Source organism: Candidatus Gastranaerophilales bacterium (genome assembly GCA_028693235.1).
Lineage (GTDB): Bacteria > Cyanobacteriota > Vampirovibrionia > Gastranaerophilales > Gastranaerophilaceae > JAQUVW01.
In genome coordinates this window covers 328152-347303 of sequence record JAQUVW010000003.1, presented here as the reverse complement: position 1 = coordinate 347303, position 19152 = coordinate 328152, and the positions used below count along the sequence as shown (strand labels likewise).

Sequence of the window (19152 nt, the reverse complement as noted above, 5' to 3'; positions counted from 1 at the left end):
GCACAATAAAGTCTTGTTGAGCTACTTTGTAATACCATCAGGAATAATGCGGTACCCCCCGCCATAAATGGTTTCTATGTACTTTTTTCCGTCTGATATTTTGTCGAGTTTTGTTCTGATGTGACGGATATGCACTCTTATTGTTTCAACGTCGTCATCTGGAGTGTAGCCCCAAATATCTTTTAATATTTTTGCGGAAGAAACCATGTTCCCGTAATTTTGAACTAATAGGTTTAAAATTTCATACTCTATCGGTGTAATTTTTGTTTCTTTGTCTTTAATCTTTACAGAATATGTTTCCGGTAAGAGTGTTATATCACCGATTGTCAACAATTCTTTAGTAGCCATAGATTCGGGGATATGGTTGCTTCTTTTTAGCAAAGCTTTAACCCTAGCAAGCAATTCTTCCATCTCAAAGGGTTTTACCAGATAATCGTCTACTCCGATGTCGAATCCTTTGACTTTATCTTGGAGCATTCCCATAGCTGTAAGCATCAAAATAGGAATATCTTTAGTTGGGGGATTTTCTCTTATTCTTTTTGCGACGGTGTAACCATCTACTTCCGGCATCATAACATCTAAGATTACGATATCGGGGTTTTCTTGTTTGCAAATTGCAAAACCTTTAATCCCGTCAGGTGCTGAAAAAACAGTATAACCTGCAAGTTCCAAGTTTATTTTGATAAGTTCATTTATCGCTTCATCGTCATCAACAACTAATATTTTATTAATCATTTTTTCTTTCCTATATCAAACATTTTTTTAGCACGTTCTTTGAACGTATGATTATTTACGACGTTTTTTCGTCCGGCTCTGGCGATTGCTTGAGCAATGTTTCTGTTTTGCAAATAGAATTCTATTTTGTCAATCAAGTCTTTGGTATCTTTATAGGTTTCAAGCTCACGACCGACTTCAAAATATTTTGAAATATCTTTCATTTCGTCTGTCAAAAGGAAGCCTGAACTTGCCAAAACTTCAAATACCCTGTAGTTTATATTGTTTTTACCTTGGATTGTGATGTTTAAATTAATAGCAGAGCTGTTATAAATTTCAGCCATTTCTTCTTCAGTTTTAACAAATCCTTTGAAAGATTCTTTGTACCATTGCAATTCTTCTTTTGTCATCGTGTTGCTTTTTTCGATTTCGGCAACGCTTTTTTCAAAATGAGGTTCATAAGAAAAAATGCTGATAGGACCGAAATGTTTAATGATGTCGATAAGTATATTTTGTCTTTTGCCGGTTAAAGGTCTTCCGACAAATGAAATTTTGTGTTGATAGCCGTTGAAAGATGACTTGTATAAAGAAGCGTCAACTGCCAAAGGCAAATAATTGCAATTTTTAAAATCTTGGATATAAGACTTATCCCAAATAAAAACTTTGTTGTCGGTGTTTTTAAGTTTTTGATACAAATCAGGATTTTGAGATAGAGCAAAGTTTTCTTGAGGAACGTCAGCGAAGTAATGAATAAAGTTAAAGTTTGTATTTTTCAAACTGTCAGCCAAATTTTGATTGACGAGATAGCCATAGTCATAGCCTATGATATAATCAGGCTTGTAATAGTCTATATATTCACGGGTTATTTCTCTTATGTCTTTTTTTTCAACGAAAAAGCCCAGTTGACGAAAAGCTTTAGCAAATCCCCTCATAATAAGGCATCCAGCGATACTGATAGGCATTGTGACTAAGATTTTTTGCATAAATAAATATCTCCAAACTGATTATAACAAATTCAAAACATAAGGCAATAAAAAACCGCCTTATAGAAACAAAGCGGTAAATAAGTGTTCTCTTTCCCTGTAAAATTTTTATTCGGCAGGAGTTTCAGTAGCTTCAGAAGCTGCCGCTGCTTGAGCTTCTTTTTCTGCGTCTAATTTAGCTTGAGCTTTTTTAGAAAGTTTAGTAGATGTTTTTTCTTTGTAGATAAGTTTACCTTCATCATCACAGTTATCAATTAAGTATTGAGCTGTTTCAGTAGGTTGAGCACCTTTTTTAATCCATTCTAAAGCAGAAGCTTTATCTAATTTCATTTCTTTAGTTTTAGGGTTATAAAAACCTAAGTGTTGAATAGGAGCAGCTTCTCTTTTAGTAGTAGAGTTAAGAACAACGATTCTGAAAATCGGGCTCTTTTTTGCACCTAGTCTTCTTAATCTGATTTTAACCATTTGGTCATTTTCTCCTTGTTATACAACTGTAAATTTCAGCCGCAGGGTTTTACATGATTGAGGATAATGTATCGCCCGTATAATTATCTAAACACAAGGATATTTATTAATCAAGCACTATTTTAGAAAAGTTAAAGGATTTTAAGTAAACATTATAAATGTGTAAAGAAAAACGGATTAGTGTGTTATAATCAATACAGAAATTGAAGGGATTTTGTGAGGGTAAAAGCCCTGACACCCAAGAGAGGAGTCTGAATTAAATGAAGAAAACGGCAATATCAGTTTCAGCTTTGATTCTGTGTGGTTCGAAAGTTTTTGCGGCAAGCACGCCCGCTTTTTTAACAGAACAAATGAAACAAAGCATGCAACATGCTCCTCAGCTTCCTAATATTTCAAACGTATTATTATCTACACTGTTTATGGTTGTGATGATATATGTTGTTGCTTTTATGTATCAAAAAATCAGTTCTTTTAATTCTAAAAAATTCACAAACGCAGAGGATAAATCATTAAACTTAAATAAAATGAAAATAGTAAGTTCGATGGCTCTGGGTGCGAATAAAGCCGTCCATATCGTAGAAGTGAACGGTAAATACCTTGTTTTGGGCTCCACTGCATCTAATATCAGCTTGCTCAAAGAATTTGATAAAAAATCATTGAAAAATGCGGAAATGTTTGCAACTTCAATGGGGCAAACTGATGTTAAGCCTGAAGATATCGAGCAAGGGCTAAATACTATCTATCCGAAAGAACAAGAAAAAATAGTTGTTGAACCGCAAAAAACTGATGAAGATGATGGTTTCAACGATGTCTATAAAAAATATATTAATTAGGGGAATTTGATGAATAAATATGTGCTAATAGGGGGAAAAAAAGTAGGTATCGGTGAACCGACTTTTATAATCGCAGAAATCGGGATTAATCATAACGGCTCTGTTAAACTAGCCAAAAAACTTATTGATATAGCAGTTATGGCAGGCTGTGACGCTGTAAAATTTCAAAAAAGAACTGTTGATATTGTCTACACTAAAGAAGAGCTGGCTATGCCAAGAGAAAACCCCTTCGGCGATACGAACGGTGACCTCAAAAGAGGTTTGGAATTCGATTTTGAAGCCTATGATGAAATCGACAAATATTGCAAGAAAAAAGGCATAATGTGGTTTGCTTCATGTTGGGATGAAAAATCAGTTGATTTTATCGACCAATTCAATCCTCCTTGCTATAAGATTTCTTCTGCTTCTTTAACAGATGACGATTTGTTGAAATATACAAGAAGCAAAGGCAAGCCGGTTTTAATTTCTACCGGAATGAGTACAATTGAAGAAATCGACCATGCTGTTGAAATTTTAGGCTTAAAAGATTTGATTATTTATCATTGCACATCTACTTATCCTACGGATAACGATGAAATTAATTTAACCGCAATTCAATCTTTAGCTAACAGATATGATTGCCCTATTGGATACTCAGGGCACGAAAGAGGACTGACTCCATCTACGCTTTCAGTTGTTTACGGAGCGGTTTCTGTTGAAAGACATATAACAAATGACAGAACGAATTGGGGCTCTGACCAAGCTGCAAGCCTTGAACCTGACGGACTATTCAGGCTGGTAAGAGATATAAGATTAGTCCCTCGAATTGCAGGCAATGGTGAAAAAATTGTTTATGAGTCAGAAAAACCTATTATCAAAAAATTGAGAAGGGTCAAAACGGTCAATGTTTAAACGATTAAAACTAAAAAAGAATATTAAACTAATCGTAAGTGATTTTGACGGCGTGTTTACAGATGGAACCGCCTTTGTTGACAAGGATTTACACTCTATTAAAAAAATCAGTTTCAAAGATGTGATGGGTGTTTCTCAAGCATTAAAAAATGGCTACAAGGTTGCAATAATTTCCGGAGAAAAAACCCCTGCTATAGATTTTTTAGCTAAAAAATTCGAGGCAATGGAAGATTTTCAAGATATAAGACCAAAACTTCCTGTTTTAAAACAATTAATGGAAAAATATTCTTTAACTCAAGATGAAGTAATATATATAGGTGATGACGTTAACGACATTGAAAGCTTATCATTTGTGGGGAATGCTGTAACGGTTCCAAATGCAAATAAAAAAGTTAAGAGCTTAAAAAATGTCATGATTACAAAAAACGCAGGTGGTGACGGGGCTTTTAGAGAAGTCATCGACAAGCTTTTGCAAATGAAATAGCATGAAAAATTTTATAAAAACAATATTTAAAACTATAAAAAAACTTGATAAATATACTACTGATTACAAGAAGCGTACGGCAGTGGTTGAGCTTCCGTCGTTGGCGTATGTAAATTGGGGGATATATTTAGCAAATAAAAATGAGTTTGATAAGGCTATCGAAAAATTTGAAACCTCCATCGCAATGGCTCAACAAACCCCGAGTGCATACTTGAATCTGGGTATCGTTTATGCGAAAAAATGTCAGTATGAAAAAGCTATTGAAAATTTCAGAAAAACTTTAAAATTAGATGCAAAAAATGTCAGAGCATATTCTTTGTGGGGCACTGCCCTTGTTGAAATGGGACAGTATAAAGAGTCTGAATATTTCTTTAAAAAAGCAAAAGAAATAGACTCAGGAAATCCAGAAGTCTATGTAAACTACGGCGTAGCATTGGCACGCCAAGAAAAAAGAGAAAAAGCAAAAGAAATGTTTAAATTTGCTCTTTTTTATGACCCGACAAACTACCACGCTTTATATTTGTGGGGCATTCTGCTTTTTGAAACAGAAAATTATGACGAGTCTATTGAAAAATTTGATGCTGTCTTAGAACTTTACCCCGTGCATCCTCAAGCTTTTTATTATAAAGGATTAGCGTTTTTTAAACTTGGAAATTATAAAGTTGCATACAATGAAGCAAAAAAAGCACATGAGATTCTTCCTATAGGTATAGAATCCCAACTATTGATGGCAGAATCAATGATGATGCTGAAAAAACAAGACGAATGTCTTTCTATATATGAAAAAGCCCAAAATAATGAACATTTAACACCCCAATTTTATATTTCATGGGGGATTGCCCTTCAAAACTTTAATTTGATAAAAGAAGCTAAAGAAAAATTCTATACTGCACTTCAAATCGCCCCAACTAATAATATAGTATTAATGCACTTAGGGATTTGCTTCATGAAAGAAAATAACATTGATGAAGCAATGAAAATATTTGAAAAGATTTTAGAAACTGAAGAGAAAAACGCTGACGCTATTGCAAATATCGGGCTTTGTTTATACAAAAAACAAGAGTATGAAAATGCATTAAACAAGTTTTTGTCAGCTGTAAAACTTTCAAGAAAATCGTCATTTTTGTATTTTTACATCGCAAATTGCTACTATCATTTAAGAGATATCAAAAAAAGCATGGAATATTATGAGACAACTCTTGAATATTTACCCGACCATATTGAAGCATTGCTCAATTATTCTAATCTATTGATGGAAACGGGCAACGACCGAGATGCTATTAGAAAAATCAGACACGCCTACCAATTGGAGCCAAAATCCTCCAAGATAAATTTCATGTACTCGCTTGCTTTGTTAAAACTGAAATTGTTTAAAGAGTCTATTGAAAAATCAGATTATTGCTTAACAATTGATAACAATTTTTTAGCAGCAAAATATGTAAAAGCAGAAGCCTTGTTGGGCTTAAAGCGTCCCCACGAAGCACTTGGGCTCATTCAAGATATATCTGATGAAAAAAGAAATACGCAAGAATTTTTGCATATTAGTGCAATCATCTATACGAATCTTGCACAACTTTCACCTTCGGATTACAATATAAACACTGCAATTGAGTGTTGCAATAAAGTTATCGACCACTATCCTGAGGAAGCTGCTTGGGAAAAAGAAAACACAAAAATACTGGAAACATTAAAAACAAGCGAGAGGCATTAAGAAAAAAGTGAGCATAATTGTACAAAAGTTTGGCGGAACCTCTGTCGCAGACGCCCAAAAAATACACAATGTTGCGTCCGCCGTTATTAAAGAAAAGAAAAATGGTAACGATGTAGTAGTTGTTGTTTCAGCAATGGGACATACTACGGATTATCTGGTAAAACTTGCAAAAGAAGTTGCAGAAACTCCCAGTTCTCGTGAAATGGATATGCTTTTATCTACAGGAGAACAAGTTTCTATTGCTTTGTTGACGATGGCAATTCAATCACATGGCTATGATGCTATAAGTATGAATGCTCAACAAGTTGGTATTATAACAGAATGTATTCATACAAAAGCAAGAATTGTTGATATTAAAACCGATAAATTGGAAAGACATATTAAAGAAGGTAAAATAATAGTAGTAGCAGGCTTTCAAGGAGTTACACCTGATGGGGAAATTACGACATTGGGTCGTGGCGGCTCTGATACTTCTGCTGTTGCTATTGCTGCTGCCTTGAACGCAGAAAGATGCGATATTTATACCGATGTAGAGGGTATTTATACTACAGACCCAAGAATTGTTGCGAATGCTGAAAAGCTCGACGTCGTTTCTTATGAAGAAATGCTAGAACTTGCCAGAGTAGGGGCGAATGTTTTGCATCCTCGTTCTGTTGAAACTGCAAAACAGTTCCAAGTTCCAATTAGAGTTCGCAGTTCATTTGAGTTAGACAATTTAGGCACATTAATTATAGGAGTTGAAAATATGGAAATATATAGACCCGTGGCAGGCGTTGCTGCAGACTCTTCTCAAGTCCGAATCGTTATTTCAGAGGTACCGGATGCTCCGGGAACTTCTGCTAAAATATTCAGCGTTCTTGCCGAAAACAATATAAGTGTTGATATGATTATTCAATCTTATGCGAGAGCTAATCAAACTAATGACATAGCTTTTACGGTTGATGAAAAAGATTTGGACACTACTATGGAAATTATGAATAATGTCAAATCCGAACTCAAAGCTGGCGAATTATATGTCGACAAAGATATTTCTAAAGTATCTATCGTAGGTGCAGGAATGGTAGACAGACCTGGTATTGCGGCGGCTATGTTTAAGGCTTTGGCAGACGTTGATATCAATATAAAAATGATAGCAACTTCAGAAATTAAAATCAGCTGTTTGGTAGAAAAAGAAATGGCAAATGATGCAATAAAAGTCTTGTGCAAAGAATTTAATTTGCAAACTGATGAAGTTGCCGTTGTACATGGTGATTTGCCTAACGTGTAAAAATAATAATTATTATTAATTTTTATAAAAAGTGTACCATTAGGGGTGCACTTTTTTGTATAAATGTTGCATAATTGAAATTGTATTTTAAAATTTTAATTGAAAGGTTAAATATGAAATTTGAAAAAATTAAAGACGGAGTTTTTTTTGCCGGTTTAAAAGATAAAGAAAGAAGATTGTTTGACCAGCTTGTTCCGTTGCCGGAGGGTACAACTTATAATTCTTATATAGTTGAGGGGAAAGACAAAATTGCAATTATTGACACAATGTATCCCAAAAAGACAGATGAGTATATTAAAAATTTAGAAGAAAATGGTATTGAGAAGGTTGATTATATTATAGCTAACCATGGGGAACAGGACCATTCAGGTTCTTTGCCTAAGCTAATTGAAAAGTATCCGATGGCTCAAATCATATCCAATGCAAAATGCAAAGAAATAATAAAAGAAATGTTGTTGTTACCGGATGAAAAAATTACAGTAATTCAAGATAAAGATGAAATCGACTTGGGTGGAAAAACGCTTCAATTTATTTTCGCACCTTGGGTTCATTGGCCTGATACAATGTTTACGTATATAAAAGAAGATAAGTTGCTTTGTACTTGTGATTTTTTAGGTGCACATTATACGACAGGCGGAATGTTTGCTGATGATTCAGATGAATTAAAAGTCGCAGCCAAAAGATATTATGCGGAGATTATAATGCCGTTTAGGACGTTTGCAGCAAAACACTTAAAGACAGTGAAAGAAATTAATCCTGAGATGATTTTACCGAGCCATGGACCGATTTATAAAAATCCTGAATTTATTTATAATCTTTATGACGAATGGACGGGGAGTTATTTAGAAAATTCAGTGTTGATACCTTATGTTTCGATGTACGAAAGCACGGAGATGATGGCAAAATATTTAGCCAAAAAGCTAGAAACGGCAGGCATTAAGCCTATTTTGTTTGATACTGTTTCCGAAGATCATGGTGAACTGGCGATGTTGTTGGTTAATGTTCCGACGATTATTTTAGCGGCATCTATGGTCTTGGCGGGTCCTCATCCGGCAATGGTTACGACCGCTTATTTACTTTCAGCTTTAAGACCCAAGTTTAAAAATCTTGGAATTATAGGTTCTTTTGGTTGGGGGGGCAATTTAACAGGCAAATTAGAGGATATGTTCTCTTTGGCAAAGCCTCATAAATTCGAATATATATTGACAAAAGGACAACCTAAAGAGGATACTTATGCCAAACTTGATGAATTATGCAATGAAATTGTTTCAAAACACAAAGAACTCGGATTGATGTAATTTCAGTAAAAGCAATTTTTTTCTTCACCTGTTTTTGTACATTCAAAGACAGGTGATTTTTTATGAGAATTAACACAAATCCGGTAACATCAAATATAAAGCAGGTTCAAAAAGTTGTTAATAAAGTAAAAGCTCCAAAAACAGCTCCTATAAAACCAAAAAATGTCGATACTTTTGTCTGTTCAAATCCTTCTGATTACGCAAATATAACTAATTACAAAGATGTATATGCTTCACCTCAATACGCAGCAGCAGCTTATGAAGCACAATCAGTGTATGCTTCTACTTATTTGAATCCCAAGAAAGTGCAAAAAATAGAGCTCCCTAAAAAAGAAGTTATATCAAAAATTGAAAAATCAGAGCCGTCTAATCCCGCACATAATAATAAACCAAAAAGCAGTAATCAAAAGACTTAATATAGTTTTTTGATTAGCTCGTTATACACGTCAACTGTTTGCATGCAAATAGTCAACTTGCGTTTCATAAGACTTTTTATTGTGAGTTTGAAACTTTTCAACATACCTTTTTCAAGACAGTTATGCTTATAGATAGCTTTTTCGATAGGTTCTCTGTACTCAGGCTCTCTAGTGTTGTGTTCTATTTTGTCTGCTAAGAAAATAATCATCTCGAAGTTTGACATATCAGTTTTGCCGAGCGTGTGCCATCTTATAGCGGAGAGTATTTCATTATCTTCAACTCCGAAGATTTCTTTGGCGTAGTATGCACTGACAGGAGCGTGCCAAGTTTTCGGGTTGATAAGCTCACATTCTTCGTAGCTGCTGCATTTGTTAAGCAAAAGTTCTTTTAAATCATCATTTGGAACACATTTTGCACAATCGTGTAGGAGAGCGGCGATTTTACATTTTTCGACATTTTTACCAAATTTTTCAGCAAGAATTGCAGCACTGTCCATAGCACCTAAAGAGTGATGAAACCGTTCTTCTGACAGATTTTCATTGAGCCATTTTAAAATATTTTCAGTATTAATCTTTGTATAAACCATATTCTTTTATATAATTAGCTACTTCGTGGGGTACAAGTTTGTGTATTTTTCGACCTTCTTTAACTCTTTTTCTTACCTCGCTGGATGAAATATTGTGGTAAGGCATTTTTGCGAGTTGATAGTTGAATCCGTTTTCTTTCAATTCGAGAAATTCAGTTTCGTCAAAGTTATCATCTCTAACAAACAGAATAAAATCAACCATATTTTTTAATTCATAAGCTTGATGCCAAGAGTCGATGTTGCGGAAGGCGTCAGTTCCGATAATAAAGCTGATTTTTTCTTTGATAGGCATAGAATAATAAATTTCCTGAATAGTGTAATATGTATAAGAAGGTTCATTTCTTCTGTATTCAATGTCGCTTAAATCAAACGCAGGATAATCCTCAAGTGCTAAATTGAGCATATTATATCGATGTTGGGCAAGCTCACCGTCAAATTTGTAATTATGCTTATGCGGAGGTATAAACGCAGGAATAAACAATAATTTATCAAAGTTAAAATTTTCATAAACGAACTGAGCGACTTCCAAATGTGCATTATGAATAGGATTGAAAGTGCCTTGATAGACACAAAGTCTCATTTTTATACTTTAGCCTCACTGAAATGAAGTGATATAACATAGTCGATAAGGTTGTTTAAGAAAGCTTTGTAGTTATCTCTATCAGCCTCACCTGATAATATTATATCAGCATTTTCTTTGCATGGGCGAATGTAAATTTCAGCTTTTTGCGATGCGTTTTCATATATTCTTTGAGCAGAGTCGCCAAGGTTTCGTTCTGCGGCTCTGATGTAAAATCTTTCAGCTTGGATGTGGTTTCTGACATCGACGTAAATTTTAAAATCGAAAGCGTCACGAATTTTTTCCGTAAGTGAAAATAATCCTTCCGAAATAACAATTTTGGAAGGATTAGCTAAACTATAATTATCATATCTGATGGCAGTACCGGACATGTCGTATTTAGGAAGCATGACGGATTTGCCAGATAATAATTCAAAGATATGTTTTTTCATAAGTTCAAGTTCAAGAGCTTGAGGGACGTCAAGGTCGTAATCTTTTGCAAATTCAGCAAAAGAGCCTGCTTTTTGAACCATATCAGAGCGGTCGTAGTAATAGTCGTCTGTGTTAATTCTTGTTATCGCATTTTTAACTTTATAATCTTCAGCAAAAGTGCTTATAGTATCAATAATATCTTGAGCAACTGTAGATTTGCCACTGGCAGTTTCACCAGCTATGCCGATTGAAGCAGAGCGGTCGATTGAGCCTGAAAGAAACATTGCCATTTTCGCAATTGCAGATTTATCGACTTTAATTAAAATAGAGTCATTTTTATTTAATTCTTTTTCAAATATTTCGGAAAGTGAAATATAAACATCTTCAAAGTCATTATTAGGTTCGAAGTTGTTTAGAGCAATATTTTGTGATGTTTGAGACATCGAAGTTGTTAAAGTAGCGGTCAAGGGAATTTTCCTCATAATTATGCGGTTCAACCTGTGTTCCTATATCTAAAAAAGCGTAAAAAAAATTTTTGCTTCAAATTTTCAAATAAGCTTTTTTCATAGGATAACAAAAAGTATTTAAAAATTCAAATATTAAAGTTGATATTATAATATTCTTTAACAATAATTGACTATTAAATATATAAGCTATATTATGATAGTGTCGTTAAGGACTGGTATTTGGAGTTTTGGCTATGCAAATGGTACAAAAATTAAAGCAATTTGAAAAGCAAATGGTATATTTAAAATGGGCCGGTGGTGAATCATACGGCAAGATAAATTATGTAGGAAGTGATTTTGTTGAGTTTGAGGCTTTAGATACGGATACTATGGAATATGTTGAAAAGACATTGATAAATGCCCAAATGTTATTGGAAGTTGTAATCAATAGTTCTGATATATCAAGAGTTTTGGTTGAGTATTCGGCACAGCTTCCGCATGCTGATAATGAGCTTAATTAGACTTGATTTGTCCTTTATATTTTGTACGAGAGTGTTGTATTTGATTTGTTAATCTGCGTTCGTGCCCTCATTATAATTCGTAGGTTCAACCTCTTGAGTCAATTCAATACATTATAAACCTGCGTGCATTGTTAGTAAAAATACCTATAAAAAAGAGGCGAAAAGCCTCTTTTTGTCTATTTGTAAGATTTATCTATCCTCGTCTTCTCCGCCGCTGATATTGACGCAATCATAAGCATTATCTCCACCGATAATACAAGCGGAAGGTCCAAAAGGGTATATATCCATAGCCCCATAGGTACCCTTATCTGTTGCATCATTATAGTTTTCTAGAGTAATAATATAGCCGTCTAGTAGTTTGTCTTTTGATAGAGTGAATTCGTTAGGCAACTTGTCTCCATTTATATCAATAATTACTGCACAGCCGCCATCTGCTCCGTTTATAGAAAAAGCCATACCGTCAGCTGTATAGAATGTTAGGTTTCCACTTTCTCCCGCTCCCGAGTGGACAGCTTTGCTGTTAGACGAGGGCATAGAGCTCACGATATTGAACCTTTTGCTGAAGAAGTTGTCATACCAGTCTTGCGAATTAGTGAAGGATTCTGAGTTACGACCTGTTTCAGCATATTCAAGGTTAGCTGCTTGTTGAAGCATTGAGGCTGCTTTTTTCAAACCTGTTCTATATTCTTCTTTATTTGTGTTATTCAAAAGTGCCGGAATTGTTAAAGCCGCAATTACACCGATGATGACTAATGTAATCAACACTTCCGCTAAAGTAAATGCACTCTTACGGTTTTTTTCTTTAATTAAATGCAAAACAAATCCTCGTCTCTAACTCAAACAACTACATCCCCATTTTAACCAATTCCACCGCTATTGTAAAGGGAGAAATGTTGTTTTCTACTTTTTGTATTTTTTAATGTAACAGAGAGCTCTACATATATCTTTTCCAAGCTAACTTCTGAATGTCTTTAGCTTAGTTAAGCTCCTCCAACACTGTAAAACGTCATTGCGAGCGAAGCGAAGCAATCCATTTGAACTATAGTTATAGATTGCCATGTCGGGCTCCCGCCCTCCTCGCAATGGCAGAGAACTCTACATATAACTTTTTCAAGCTAACTTCTGAATGTCTTTAGCTTAATCAATCGCCTCCAACACTGTAAAACCTATCTGAATTTTACATCAGAGAAGTTTTTAGCGAGTCCTGCTTTGATTGAGGTTACTTCTTTTTCAATGACTTCATCGGTGAGGGTAGCCGATTCATCTTGGAGCGTAATTCTGAATGCTAAACTCTTGAATCCTTCTTCAATGTGCTCGCCTTGGTAGATGTCGAAAAGGTCGCTGCCCTTGATCAATTTGTTGTTAGCTGATTTTTTGATTACGTTAGATATTTTTTCATGCGAAACATCTTCTTTGATAGCAAAAGCAATATCCCTTTGTACAGATGGGAATTGCGGCAATTTTTTATATCTGACTGTGTGCAAAGATACAGCTGATAACAATTCTTCAAGATTGATTTCAAATAAGAATAAATCTTGTTGAAGCTTCATTTTGTCTTTTAAGATTGGGTAAAGTTGCCCGAAGTATCCTACAGTTTTAGGCGTTTTGCCTAATAAGACAAGCTTTGCACATCTTCCGGGGTGAAGGTAGCTGCAATCATCGGCAGGATTAATTTTAACCCTGTTTTCCAATCCCAAAAGTCCGAGTAAACTTTCGATAACACCTTTTAATGTATAGAAATCTACGCCGGCATTTTTAATCCACAAGCTGTTGTGAATATCACCAGATATGACTCCTGACAACATTCTTGATTCAACAACGCCAGAATCTATTTTGGTTGTTTCATTTTCTTTAAAAAAGACTTTGCCCATTTCATATAGCCATACTGTTTTTTGACCGTTGTCGAAATTTGATTTTGTAGTTTGCAATAAGTTTGCAATAACGGTTTGTCTTAGCATTGTATGGTCTTCGGATTGCGGATTCATAACGCAAACCGCTTTATCTTTGTCGTAGTTAAGCCCATATTGTTTCAATATCGGTTCGCCGATTAAAGAAGAAGTGATTGATTCGTCAAATCCGTAGCCCAAGAATAAATCATTGATTTTTTTCAACAATTTAGTTTCTTCTCTTATTTCAGGAGATTGTGTTTTGCGTGGCAATGTCGGTGCAATCTTGTCGTAGCCGTTTATGCGGGCAATTTCTTCTATTAAGTCAATTTCTCTTGTAACATCATTAATTCTAAAACTGGGAACTCTAAATTTTGCAGCGAGTTCATTTTTGCCGATTAATTCAAATCCAAGTTTGTCGAGAATTTCAATACATCTTTTAGGTTCTATTTCGCAACCTAAAATTCTTTTTATTTGATTAAATCTTAAAGTTATTTCGATTGGTTCAAGCTCATTTTTGCCGGTTTCAACAATGCCGTCGACCTTGGCGTCAGCGAGCTCAACCATTAATTGCATAGCACGCAAAAGAGCAGGTTTCACTGATTCTATATCGACGCCTCTTTCAAATCTTGCACAAGCTTCGCTTCTGTATCCAATGCTACGAGCGGATTTTCTGTTAGAAGCAGGAGTAAAGTATGCAGATTCAAGGACAATATTTTTAGAATTATCATCAATTTCGCTGTTTTCACCGCCGAAAACGCCTCCGACGCAAACGCCTTTATCTTTGTCCGCAATTAACACGGTATCATTCGTGGTGCTTCTTTCGATGCCATCAAGAGTGATGATTTTTTCGCCTTCTTCAGCACGCCTTACGCATAAATAGCCGTCCAGTTTGTCCATATCGAAAGCGTGTAAGGGTTGTCCGTATTCAAGTAGAACGTAATTGGTAATATCCACTACGTTATTTATCGCTCTGATACCGGAAACTTCTAGTCTTCTTTGCATCCATGCTGGTGAAGGTTTAATTTTTACGTCTTTTAAAAGACCTGCAGAGTAATATTTGCAAACATCTTCGTCTTTAATTTCTACTGAAAAATCGTTTGTTGAAAAGTCTTGAGTTGCTTCAAGTTTAGAAAAAGACATTTTTTTGTTAAAAAGTGAGCTTAATTCTCTGGCAACACCGATTACGGACATTTCGTCGCCTCTATTTGCAGTAGGGGCGATATAAAGGACTTTGTCTTCCTTGATGTTTACAATATTTTCTAAAGGTTGCCCCAATTGTAAATCGTCATATATGTGGTTTAAGATTAAAATGCCATCTTCTTCTTGCATTTTGTTTAGCCCGAGTTCGTCTTGAGAGCAGAGCATACCTTGAGATTCAATGCCTCTTATGGTTGCAGGTGTAAGTTCAAATTGTTCGCCTGTTTTTCTATCCAAAACTTTAGAACCGACAGAAGCGTAAGGGATAATTTGACCTATTTCAATATTTTGACCGCCGCAAACGACAGTTTTAACGGAGCTTCCTGTGTTTACATCGACAAGATGTAATTTATCAGCATTTGGATGTTGTTTAATATCGACTATTTTAGCCGTGATTATATTTGAAAATTTAGGACCTATTGTTTCAATTTCTTCTACTTCAAGACCGCTCATAGTGAGTTCGTGAGCCACTTGTTCAGCGGAAACATCACTCAAATCAATAAATTCATTTAACCACTCTAACGAAATTTGCATATTCTCTAACCTTTATTAATTATATATAGTTACAGAAAAATTTTATAACAAAGGCAGTAGTATGTCACTTTAATTGTGTTGGAAGATGAAGAAAAAGCACACAAATTGTTAAGTTTTATTAAAAAACCATACTTAGGTATAGCGGATTTCTAACTTTAGAATAATTCTTAATCAGTTGAAAAACTAGTACTATGTGAATGTAAACAAATGTTAAGTGAACGTCTTGAGCGTTACTGCTACATGGGTTTGCGAGTTTATGAATAGTATTAGAAAAACTGAATAGAAAACTACACGGATGTAGGTTTTATTGAAAGGAGATCAATTATGGCAATTGTCATCAACACAAACACGTTAGCTCTTACAGCACAAAACTCTTTGAACAAGGCACAAAGTTCAATGACGAAAGCATTAGAGAGATTATCAACAGGATACAAAATTAACCGAGCAGGAGATGATGCAGCGGGTTTGTCAATTGCGACGAATTTAAACACACAAATCAGGGGTTCACAAGTAGCGAAGGATAACATACAACAAGGTGTAAACGTTTTATCAACAACAGAAGGAGCAATAGGTTCAATTAATGACAATATAACACGTATCAGAGAACTATCACTTCAAGCGGCAAACGGAATTAATTCATCAGATTCAACAAAAGCTATTATTAAGGAAATGACAGCAAGACTTTCTGAAATTGATAAAACCGCACAATCAACGCAATTTAACGGATTGAAGCTTTTGGACGGTTCAATAACGAATTTGAGATTACAAGTAGGTGCAAACTCAGATGCAACGGAGAACTCAATTACCGTTACAGACGTATTTTCTGATTGCGGAACTGCAAATTTGGATATTCAACTTCCTGCCGATTTACAAACATATGATAGCAACGAAAAAGCGGTAACCGCAGCTGCTTCATACGTAGACAAATTAGATAAAGCATTAACAACATTAGTTGCTCAAAGGTCAGCAATTGGTGCTTATACAAACAGATTAGAATCCAATACAGAAAATTTGAATACAACGATTACGAATATGCAAGCATCAAAGTCAACGATAATGGATGCAGATGTTGCAACAGAATCCTCAGAATTTACAAAGCAATCAATCTTGCAACAAGCGTCAGCATCATTGTTGGCACAAGCAAATCAAGTTCCTGCGATAGCATTAAAATTGTTAGGATAAAAATAACAAAAAAACTTTCGATAAATACATACATACTATTCATGAGCCGGCTCGTCCGGCTTTTTTTTTTGGTTGTAAGTATAAGCCTAATATTTCATATGCCTTTTGAATTACTTTATATTTATTCGATACTGCACAAATAAAAGTGTTATGTGTACATTTGTAAAAATAATTTAACAATTGGTTAATTATGATTCTAACAGGGAACTTTTAAGATATAGGCAAAAGTATGTTTCTTTAAAAAGATGGACCATATCAAGATGCTAGGACAGCGTTACTTGAAAATCATACTTTAGTCATAGAAATATGTAACTTTATAGGAATTAAATGTTGCAGAAAAAACAACTATTATGAATATGTGAAAGTTAAGTCGTCACAAACGTAGATGCCATCTACGAGGCTTGGCTTTGGTTAGATTATAGTTAATATTTTCTACAAGGAAGTAGAAATCTCAATTGAAAGGAGAATCACTTATGGCAATCGTTATTAACACAAACACCTTGTCTTTGACAGCTCAAAACTCTTTGAACAAAGCTCAATCAGCAATGGGTAAAGCTCTAGAAAGAATGTCAACCGGTTACAAAATCAACACTGCAGCAGATGACGCAGCAGGTTTGTCAATCGCAACTAACTTGAATACCCAAATTAAAGGTTCACAAGTAGCTCAAAGTAACATTCAACAAGGTTCAAACGTGTTATCAACAACTGAAGGTGCGTTGAACTCAATTACAGACAACATCAACCGTGTCAGAGAACTAGCAAACCAAGCAGCTAACGGTGTAAATTCATCAGATTCATCAAAAGCTATCGTAAAAGAAATGGTTGCTCGTTTGGCTGAAATCGACAAAACAGCTGCATCAACTCAATTCAATGGTGTAAAACTTTTAGACGGTACAATGACCGACATGAGATTACAAGTTGGTGCAAACGCAGATGCAACTGAAAACTCAATTACAGTTGAAAATGTATTCAAAGATTCATCATCAGGCGACACCGGCTTGAAGATTGCTCTATCAGGAGAAATGAAAAAAGCTGCTGATGGCGGAACATTTGTTTTAGCTACATTCGCTACTGAATCTGCTGCTTACCTTGATACATTAGATACAGCATTAAATACTGTAACAGCACAAAAGGCAGATATTGGTGCTTACCAAAACAGATTGACATCAAACTTAGATAACTTGACAACTACAATAACAAATATGCAATCATCTAAGTCAACAATCATGGATGCTGATGTTGCTACAGAATCTGCAAACTTCACTCAACAATCAATCTTGCAACAAGCTTCAGCTTCATTGTTAGCTCAAGCAAACCAAGTTCCAAGTATTGCATTGTCATTAATCTAGTTATCGCAACCCGATTAATGCTAGTGATAGCAAGTCTTAAGCCCGAGGATTTATCTTCGGGCTTTTTGCTGGTTAATAAAATTTGATATAAACAGTCATCTTGCCTCCCTGTCATTCCGAACTCGATTTGAAATCTGAAATTAAACTGCTCAAAACATTTACAATTAGCCCTTTTACCGATACAATATTAGGGAGAAGGGGCAAATATGGACACTAAATTATTTAGATTTTTAACATCGGGTGAATCCCATGGACAAGCGTTGAATGCTATTATAGAGGGGCTTCCCGCAGGGTTTTCTATCGATAAAAGTTTTATAGACAACGAGCTTGCAAGACGCCAAAAAGGCTATGGACGTGGTGGGCGAATGGCTATTGAGGCTGATAAAGTCGAAATATTATCTGGCGTAAGATTTGGTAAATCAATAGGCAGCCCGATATCTCTTGAAGTAAAAAATAAGGATTGGGCAAATTGGACAATTCCTATGTCAGTAGAAGCAGTCGAGCAAACTTCTGAAAATATTGAATTAATAGAAAACAAAAAAATTACTAAAGTCCGCCCGGGGCACGCTGATTTATCAGGTGTTATAAAATATAACCAAGAAGATGTTCGAAATATTCTCGAACGCTCAAGTGCAAGAGAAACCACTATGAGAGTTGCCGTTGGAGCCGTTGCGAAATCGCTTCTCAAAGAATTTTCAATTAACGCTTTTTCCCTTGTAACGCAAATAGGAGAGGCAAAATTAGACAGCGTAACTTATAGTTTGGAAAATTTAAAAAAAGCTGAAAACAGTGACGTAAGGTGCTATGACGATAATATCGCTCAAACCATGAAATCTGAAATTGATAAGGCAAAAGAAGTCGGCGACACGTTGGGCGGAAGCTTTGATGTCATATTCAAAGGGCTTCCTGTCGGTTTAGGCTCGCATGTGCATTGGGATAGGAAACTTGACGGGCTTTTGGCTCAAGCTGTTATGAGTATTCCTGCCGTAAAATCTGTTGAATTTGGAATGGGAAAAGCTGTTGCTAAACATTCAGGTTTTAACACACATGATGAAATTTTCTACGAAGACGGAAAATATGTTAGAAAAACCAATAATGCAGGCGGAATTGAAGGCGGAATGACTAATGGTGAAGATTTGGTTATGCATGTTTCTATGAAAGCTATCCCGACAATGAAACGCCCTTTAAAATCTGTCGATATCAAAAATCATCAAGCGTACGAGGCTCATTTTGAACGCTCTGATACTTGTGCTGTCCCTGCTTGTGCAGTGGTTGCAGAAGCAATGAGTGCAATTGTTTTGGCGGATGCTTTCTTGCAAAAATTCGGCTCTGATAATTTTGAACAAATAAAAAGAAATTATGCATCATATCAAGAAATGCTTGCTGAAAGGTAG

At 35.3% G+C, this 19152-nt stretch carries 19 protein-coding genes; 11 read left to right on the top strand and 8 right to left on the bottom strand.

Annotated features, from left to right (window positions below):
• Positions 1–21 precede the first annotated feature (21 nt).
• From PHV37_07250 to rpsP, 3 genes are all read right to left on the bottom strand, one after another.
• Positions 22–735, bottom strand: a complete 714-nt coding sequence (locus tag PHV37_07250; GenBank protein MDD3237876.1) for a response regulator transcription factor — start codon at positions 733–735, stop codon at positions 22–24.
• The gene (locus PHV37_07245) at positions 732–1697 is read right to left on the bottom strand and encodes a glycosyltransferase (GenBank protein MDD3237875.1); all 966 of its coding nucleotides are present in this window, start codon (positions 1695–1697) and stop codon (positions 732–734) included. Before PHV37_07245 ends, PHV37_07250 begins: the two co-directional genes overlap by 4 nt.
• Positions 1698–1805: 108 nt before the next feature.
• Positions 1806–2162, bottom strand: a complete 357-nt coding sequence (rpsP, locus tag PHV37_07240; protein ID MDD3237874.1) for a 30S ribosomal protein S16 — start codon at positions 2160–2162, stop codon at positions 1806–1808.
• A gap of 260 nt (positions 2163–2422) precedes the next feature.
• Here rpsP and PHV37_07235 point away from each other — a divergent pair, with 260 nt between their 5' ends.
• The 7 genes from PHV37_07235 to PHV37_07205 all read left to right on the top strand — a co-directional run bounded on the left by PHV37_07235 (position 2423) and on the right by PHV37_07205 (position 9062).
• Positions 2423–2995: a flagellar biosynthetic protein FliO gene (locus PHV37_07235; protein ID MDD3237873.1), complete on the top strand. Its 573-nt coding sequence runs from the start codon at positions 2423–2425 to the stop codon at positions 2993–2995.
• A gap of 9 nt (positions 2996–3004) precedes the next feature.
• On the top strand, positions 3005–3886 hold the full coding sequence (locus PHV37_07230; protein MDD3237872.1) for an N-acetylneuraminate synthase family protein: 882 nt from the start codon (positions 3005–3007) through the stop codon (positions 3884–3886).
• Complete coding sequence (locus tag PHV37_07225) at positions 3879–4370, top strand: HAD-IA family hydrolase (GenBank protein ID MDD3237871.1); 492 nt, start codon at positions 3879–3881, stop codon at positions 4368–4370. The genes PHV37_07230 and PHV37_07225 overlap by 8 nt, the downstream gene beginning before the upstream one ends.
• Before the next feature lies 1 nt (position 4371).
• Positions 4372–6081: a DUF3808 domain-containing protein gene (locus PHV37_07220; protein ID MDD3237870.1), complete on the top strand. Its 1710-nt coding sequence runs from the start codon at positions 4372–4374 to the stop codon at positions 6079–6081.
• A gap of 7 nt (positions 6082–6088) precedes the next feature.
• A complete protein-coding gene (locus tag PHV37_07215; GenBank protein MDD3237869.1) occupies positions 6089–7348 on the top strand; it encodes an aspartate kinase in 1260 nt (419 codons plus the stop codon).
• A 113-nt stretch (positions 7349–7461) separates the two neighbouring features.
• Positions 7462–8646 (top strand): FprA family A-type flavoprotein, encoded by a 1185-nt coding sequence (locus PHV37_07210; protein ID MDD3237868.1) that lies wholly within the window; start codon positions 7462–7464, stop codon positions 8644–8646.
• Positions 8647–8708: 62 nt separating this feature from the next.
• On the top strand, positions 8709–9062 hold the full coding sequence (locus PHV37_07205) for a hypothetical protein (GenBank protein MDD3237867.1): 354 nt from the start codon (positions 8709–8711) through the stop codon (positions 9060–9062).
• Here the strand turns inward: PHV37_07205 and yqeK are convergent.
• The 3 genes from yqeK to PHV37_07190 are packed head-to-tail and all read right to left on the bottom strand — an operon-like array spanning position 9059 to position 11122.
• Complete coding sequence (gene yqeK, locus PHV37_07200; GenBank protein MDD3237866.1) at positions 9059–9649, bottom strand: bis(5'-nucleosyl)-tetraphosphatase (symmetrical) YqeK; 591 nt, start codon at positions 9647–9649, stop codon at positions 9059–9061. The two genes, PHV37_07205 and yqeK, sit on opposite strands and share 4 nt — an antisense overlap.
• Positions 9630–10229 (bottom strand): nicotinate (nicotinamide) nucleotide adenylyltransferase, encoded by a 600-nt coding sequence (gene nadD, locus PHV37_07195; GenBank protein ID MDD3237865.1) that lies wholly within the window; start codon positions 10227–10229, stop codon positions 9630–9632. Before nadD ends, yqeK begins: the two co-directional genes overlap by 20 nt.
• A gap of 2 nt (positions 10230–10231) precedes the next feature.
• Positions 10232–11122 carry a hypothetical protein gene (locus PHV37_07190; protein MDD3237864.1) on the bottom strand — a complete coding sequence of 297 codons (891 nt, stop codon included), beginning with the start codon at positions 11120–11122 and terminating at the stop codon, positions 10232–10234.
• 218 nt (positions 11123–11340) lie between these two features.
• Here PHV37_07190 and PHV37_07185 point away from each other — a divergent pair, with 218 nt between their 5' ends.
• A complete protein-coding gene (locus PHV37_07185) occupies positions 11341–11607 on the top strand; it encodes a hypothetical protein (GenBank protein MDD3237863.1) in 267 nt (88 codons plus the stop codon).
• Between the two features lie 189 nt (positions 11608–11796).
• Here the strand turns inward: PHV37_07185 and PHV37_07180 are convergent, their stop codons facing one another.
• Both PHV37_07180 and pheT read right to left on the bottom strand, forming a co-directional pair.
• Positions 11797–12423: a type II secretion system protein gene (locus tag PHV37_07180; protein MDD3237862.1), complete on the bottom strand. Its 627-nt coding sequence runs from the start codon at positions 12421–12423 to the stop codon at positions 11797–11799.
• Between the two features lie 350 nt (positions 12424–12773).
• Complete coding sequence (gene pheT, locus PHV37_07175) at positions 12774–15227, bottom strand: phenylalanine--tRNA ligase subunit beta (GenBank protein ID MDD3237861.1); 2454 nt, start codon at positions 15225–15227, stop codon at positions 12774–12776.
• A 324-nt stretch (positions 15228–15551) separates the two neighbouring features.
• On the opposite strand from pheT, the gene PHV37_07170 reads away from it, so the two are divergent.
• The 3 genes from PHV37_07170 (at position 15552) to aroC (ending at position 19152) form a co-directional block, all read left to right on the top strand.
• Complete coding sequence (locus PHV37_07170; GenBank protein ID MDD3237860.1) at positions 15552–16409, top strand: flagellin; 858 nt, start codon at positions 15552–15554, stop codon at positions 16407–16409.
• Positions 16410–16882: 473 nt separating this feature from the next.
• On the top strand, positions 16883–17758 hold the full coding sequence (locus PHV37_07165) for a flagellin (GenBank protein MDD3237859.1): 876 nt from the start codon (positions 16883–16885) through the stop codon (positions 17756–17758).
• Between the two features lie 206 nt (positions 17759–17964).
• On the top strand, positions 17965–19152 hold the full coding sequence (aroC, locus tag PHV37_07160) for a chorismate synthase (GenBank protein ID MDD3237858.1): 1188 nt from the start codon (positions 17965–17967) through the stop codon (positions 19150–19152).

What these genes read in the sequence shown, in the direction of transcription:
- PHV37_07185 (MDD3237863.1), top strand. Translation starts at nt 11,341, where the DNA reads ATGCAAATGGTACAAAAATTAAAGCAATTTGAAAAGCAAATGGTATAT.
- nadD (MDD3237865.1), bottom strand. Translation starts at nt 10,229, where the DNA reads ATGAGACTTTGTGTCTATCAAGGCACTTTCAATCCTATTCATAATGCA.
- PHV37_07170 (MDD3237860.1), top strand. Translation starts at nt 15,552, where the DNA reads ATGGCAATTGTCATCAACACAAACACGTTAGCTCTTACAGCACAAAAC.
- PHV37_07220 (MDD3237870.1), top strand. Translation starts at nt 4,372, where the DNA reads ATGAAAAATTTTATAAAAACAATATTTAAAACTATAAAAAAACTTGAT.
- PHV37_07165 (MDD3237859.1), top strand. Translation starts at nt 16,883, where the DNA reads ATGGCAATCGTTATTAACACAAACACCTTGTCTTTGACAGCTCAAAAC.
- pheT (MDD3237861.1), bottom strand. Translation starts at nt 15,227, where the DNA reads ATGCAAATTTCGTTAGAGTGGTTAAATGAATTTATTGATTTGAGTGAT.
- PHV37_07245 (MDD3237875.1), bottom strand. Translation starts at nt 1,697, where the DNA reads ATGCAAAAAATCTTAGTCACAATGCCTATCAGTATCGCTGGATGCCTT.
- yqeK (MDD3237866.1), bottom strand. Translation starts at nt 9,649, where the DNA reads ATGGTTTATACAAAGATTAATACTGAAAATATTTTAAAATGGCTCAAT.
- PHV37_07210 (MDD3237868.1), top strand. Translation starts at nt 7,462, where the DNA reads ATGAAATTTGAAAAAATTAAAGACGGAGTTTTTTTTGCCGGTTTAAAA.
- PHV37_07190 (MDD3237864.1), bottom strand. Translation starts at nt 11,122, where the DNA reads ATGAGGAAAATTCCCTTGACCGCTACTTTAACAACTTCGATGTCTCAA.
- aroC (MDD3237858.1), top strand. Translation starts at nt 17,965, where the DNA reads ATGGACACTAAATTATTTAGATTTTTAACATCGGGTGAATCCCATGGA.
- PHV37_07250 (MDD3237876.1), bottom strand. Translation starts at nt 735, where the DNA reads ATGATTAATAAAATATTAGTTGTTGATGACGATGAAGCGATAAATGAA.
- PHV37_07205 (MDD3237867.1), top strand. Translation starts at nt 8,709, where the DNA reads ATGAGAATTAACACAAATCCGGTAACATCAAATATAAAGCAGGTTCAA.
- rpsP (MDD3237874.1), bottom strand. Translation starts at nt 2,162, where the DNA reads ATGGTTAAAATCAGATTAAGAAGACTAGGTGCAAAAAAGAGCCCGATT.
- PHV37_07225 (MDD3237871.1), top strand. Translation starts at nt 3,879, where the DNA reads ATGTTTAAACGATTAAAACTAAAAAAGAATATTAAACTAATCGTAAGT.
- PHV37_07230 (MDD3237872.1), top strand. Translation starts at nt 3,005, where the DNA reads ATGAATAAATATGTGCTAATAGGGGGAAAAAAAGTAGGTATCGGTGAA.
- PHV37_07235 (MDD3237873.1), top strand. Translation starts at nt 2,423, where the DNA reads ATGAAGAAAACGGCAATATCAGTTTCAGCTTTGATTCTGTGTGGTTCG.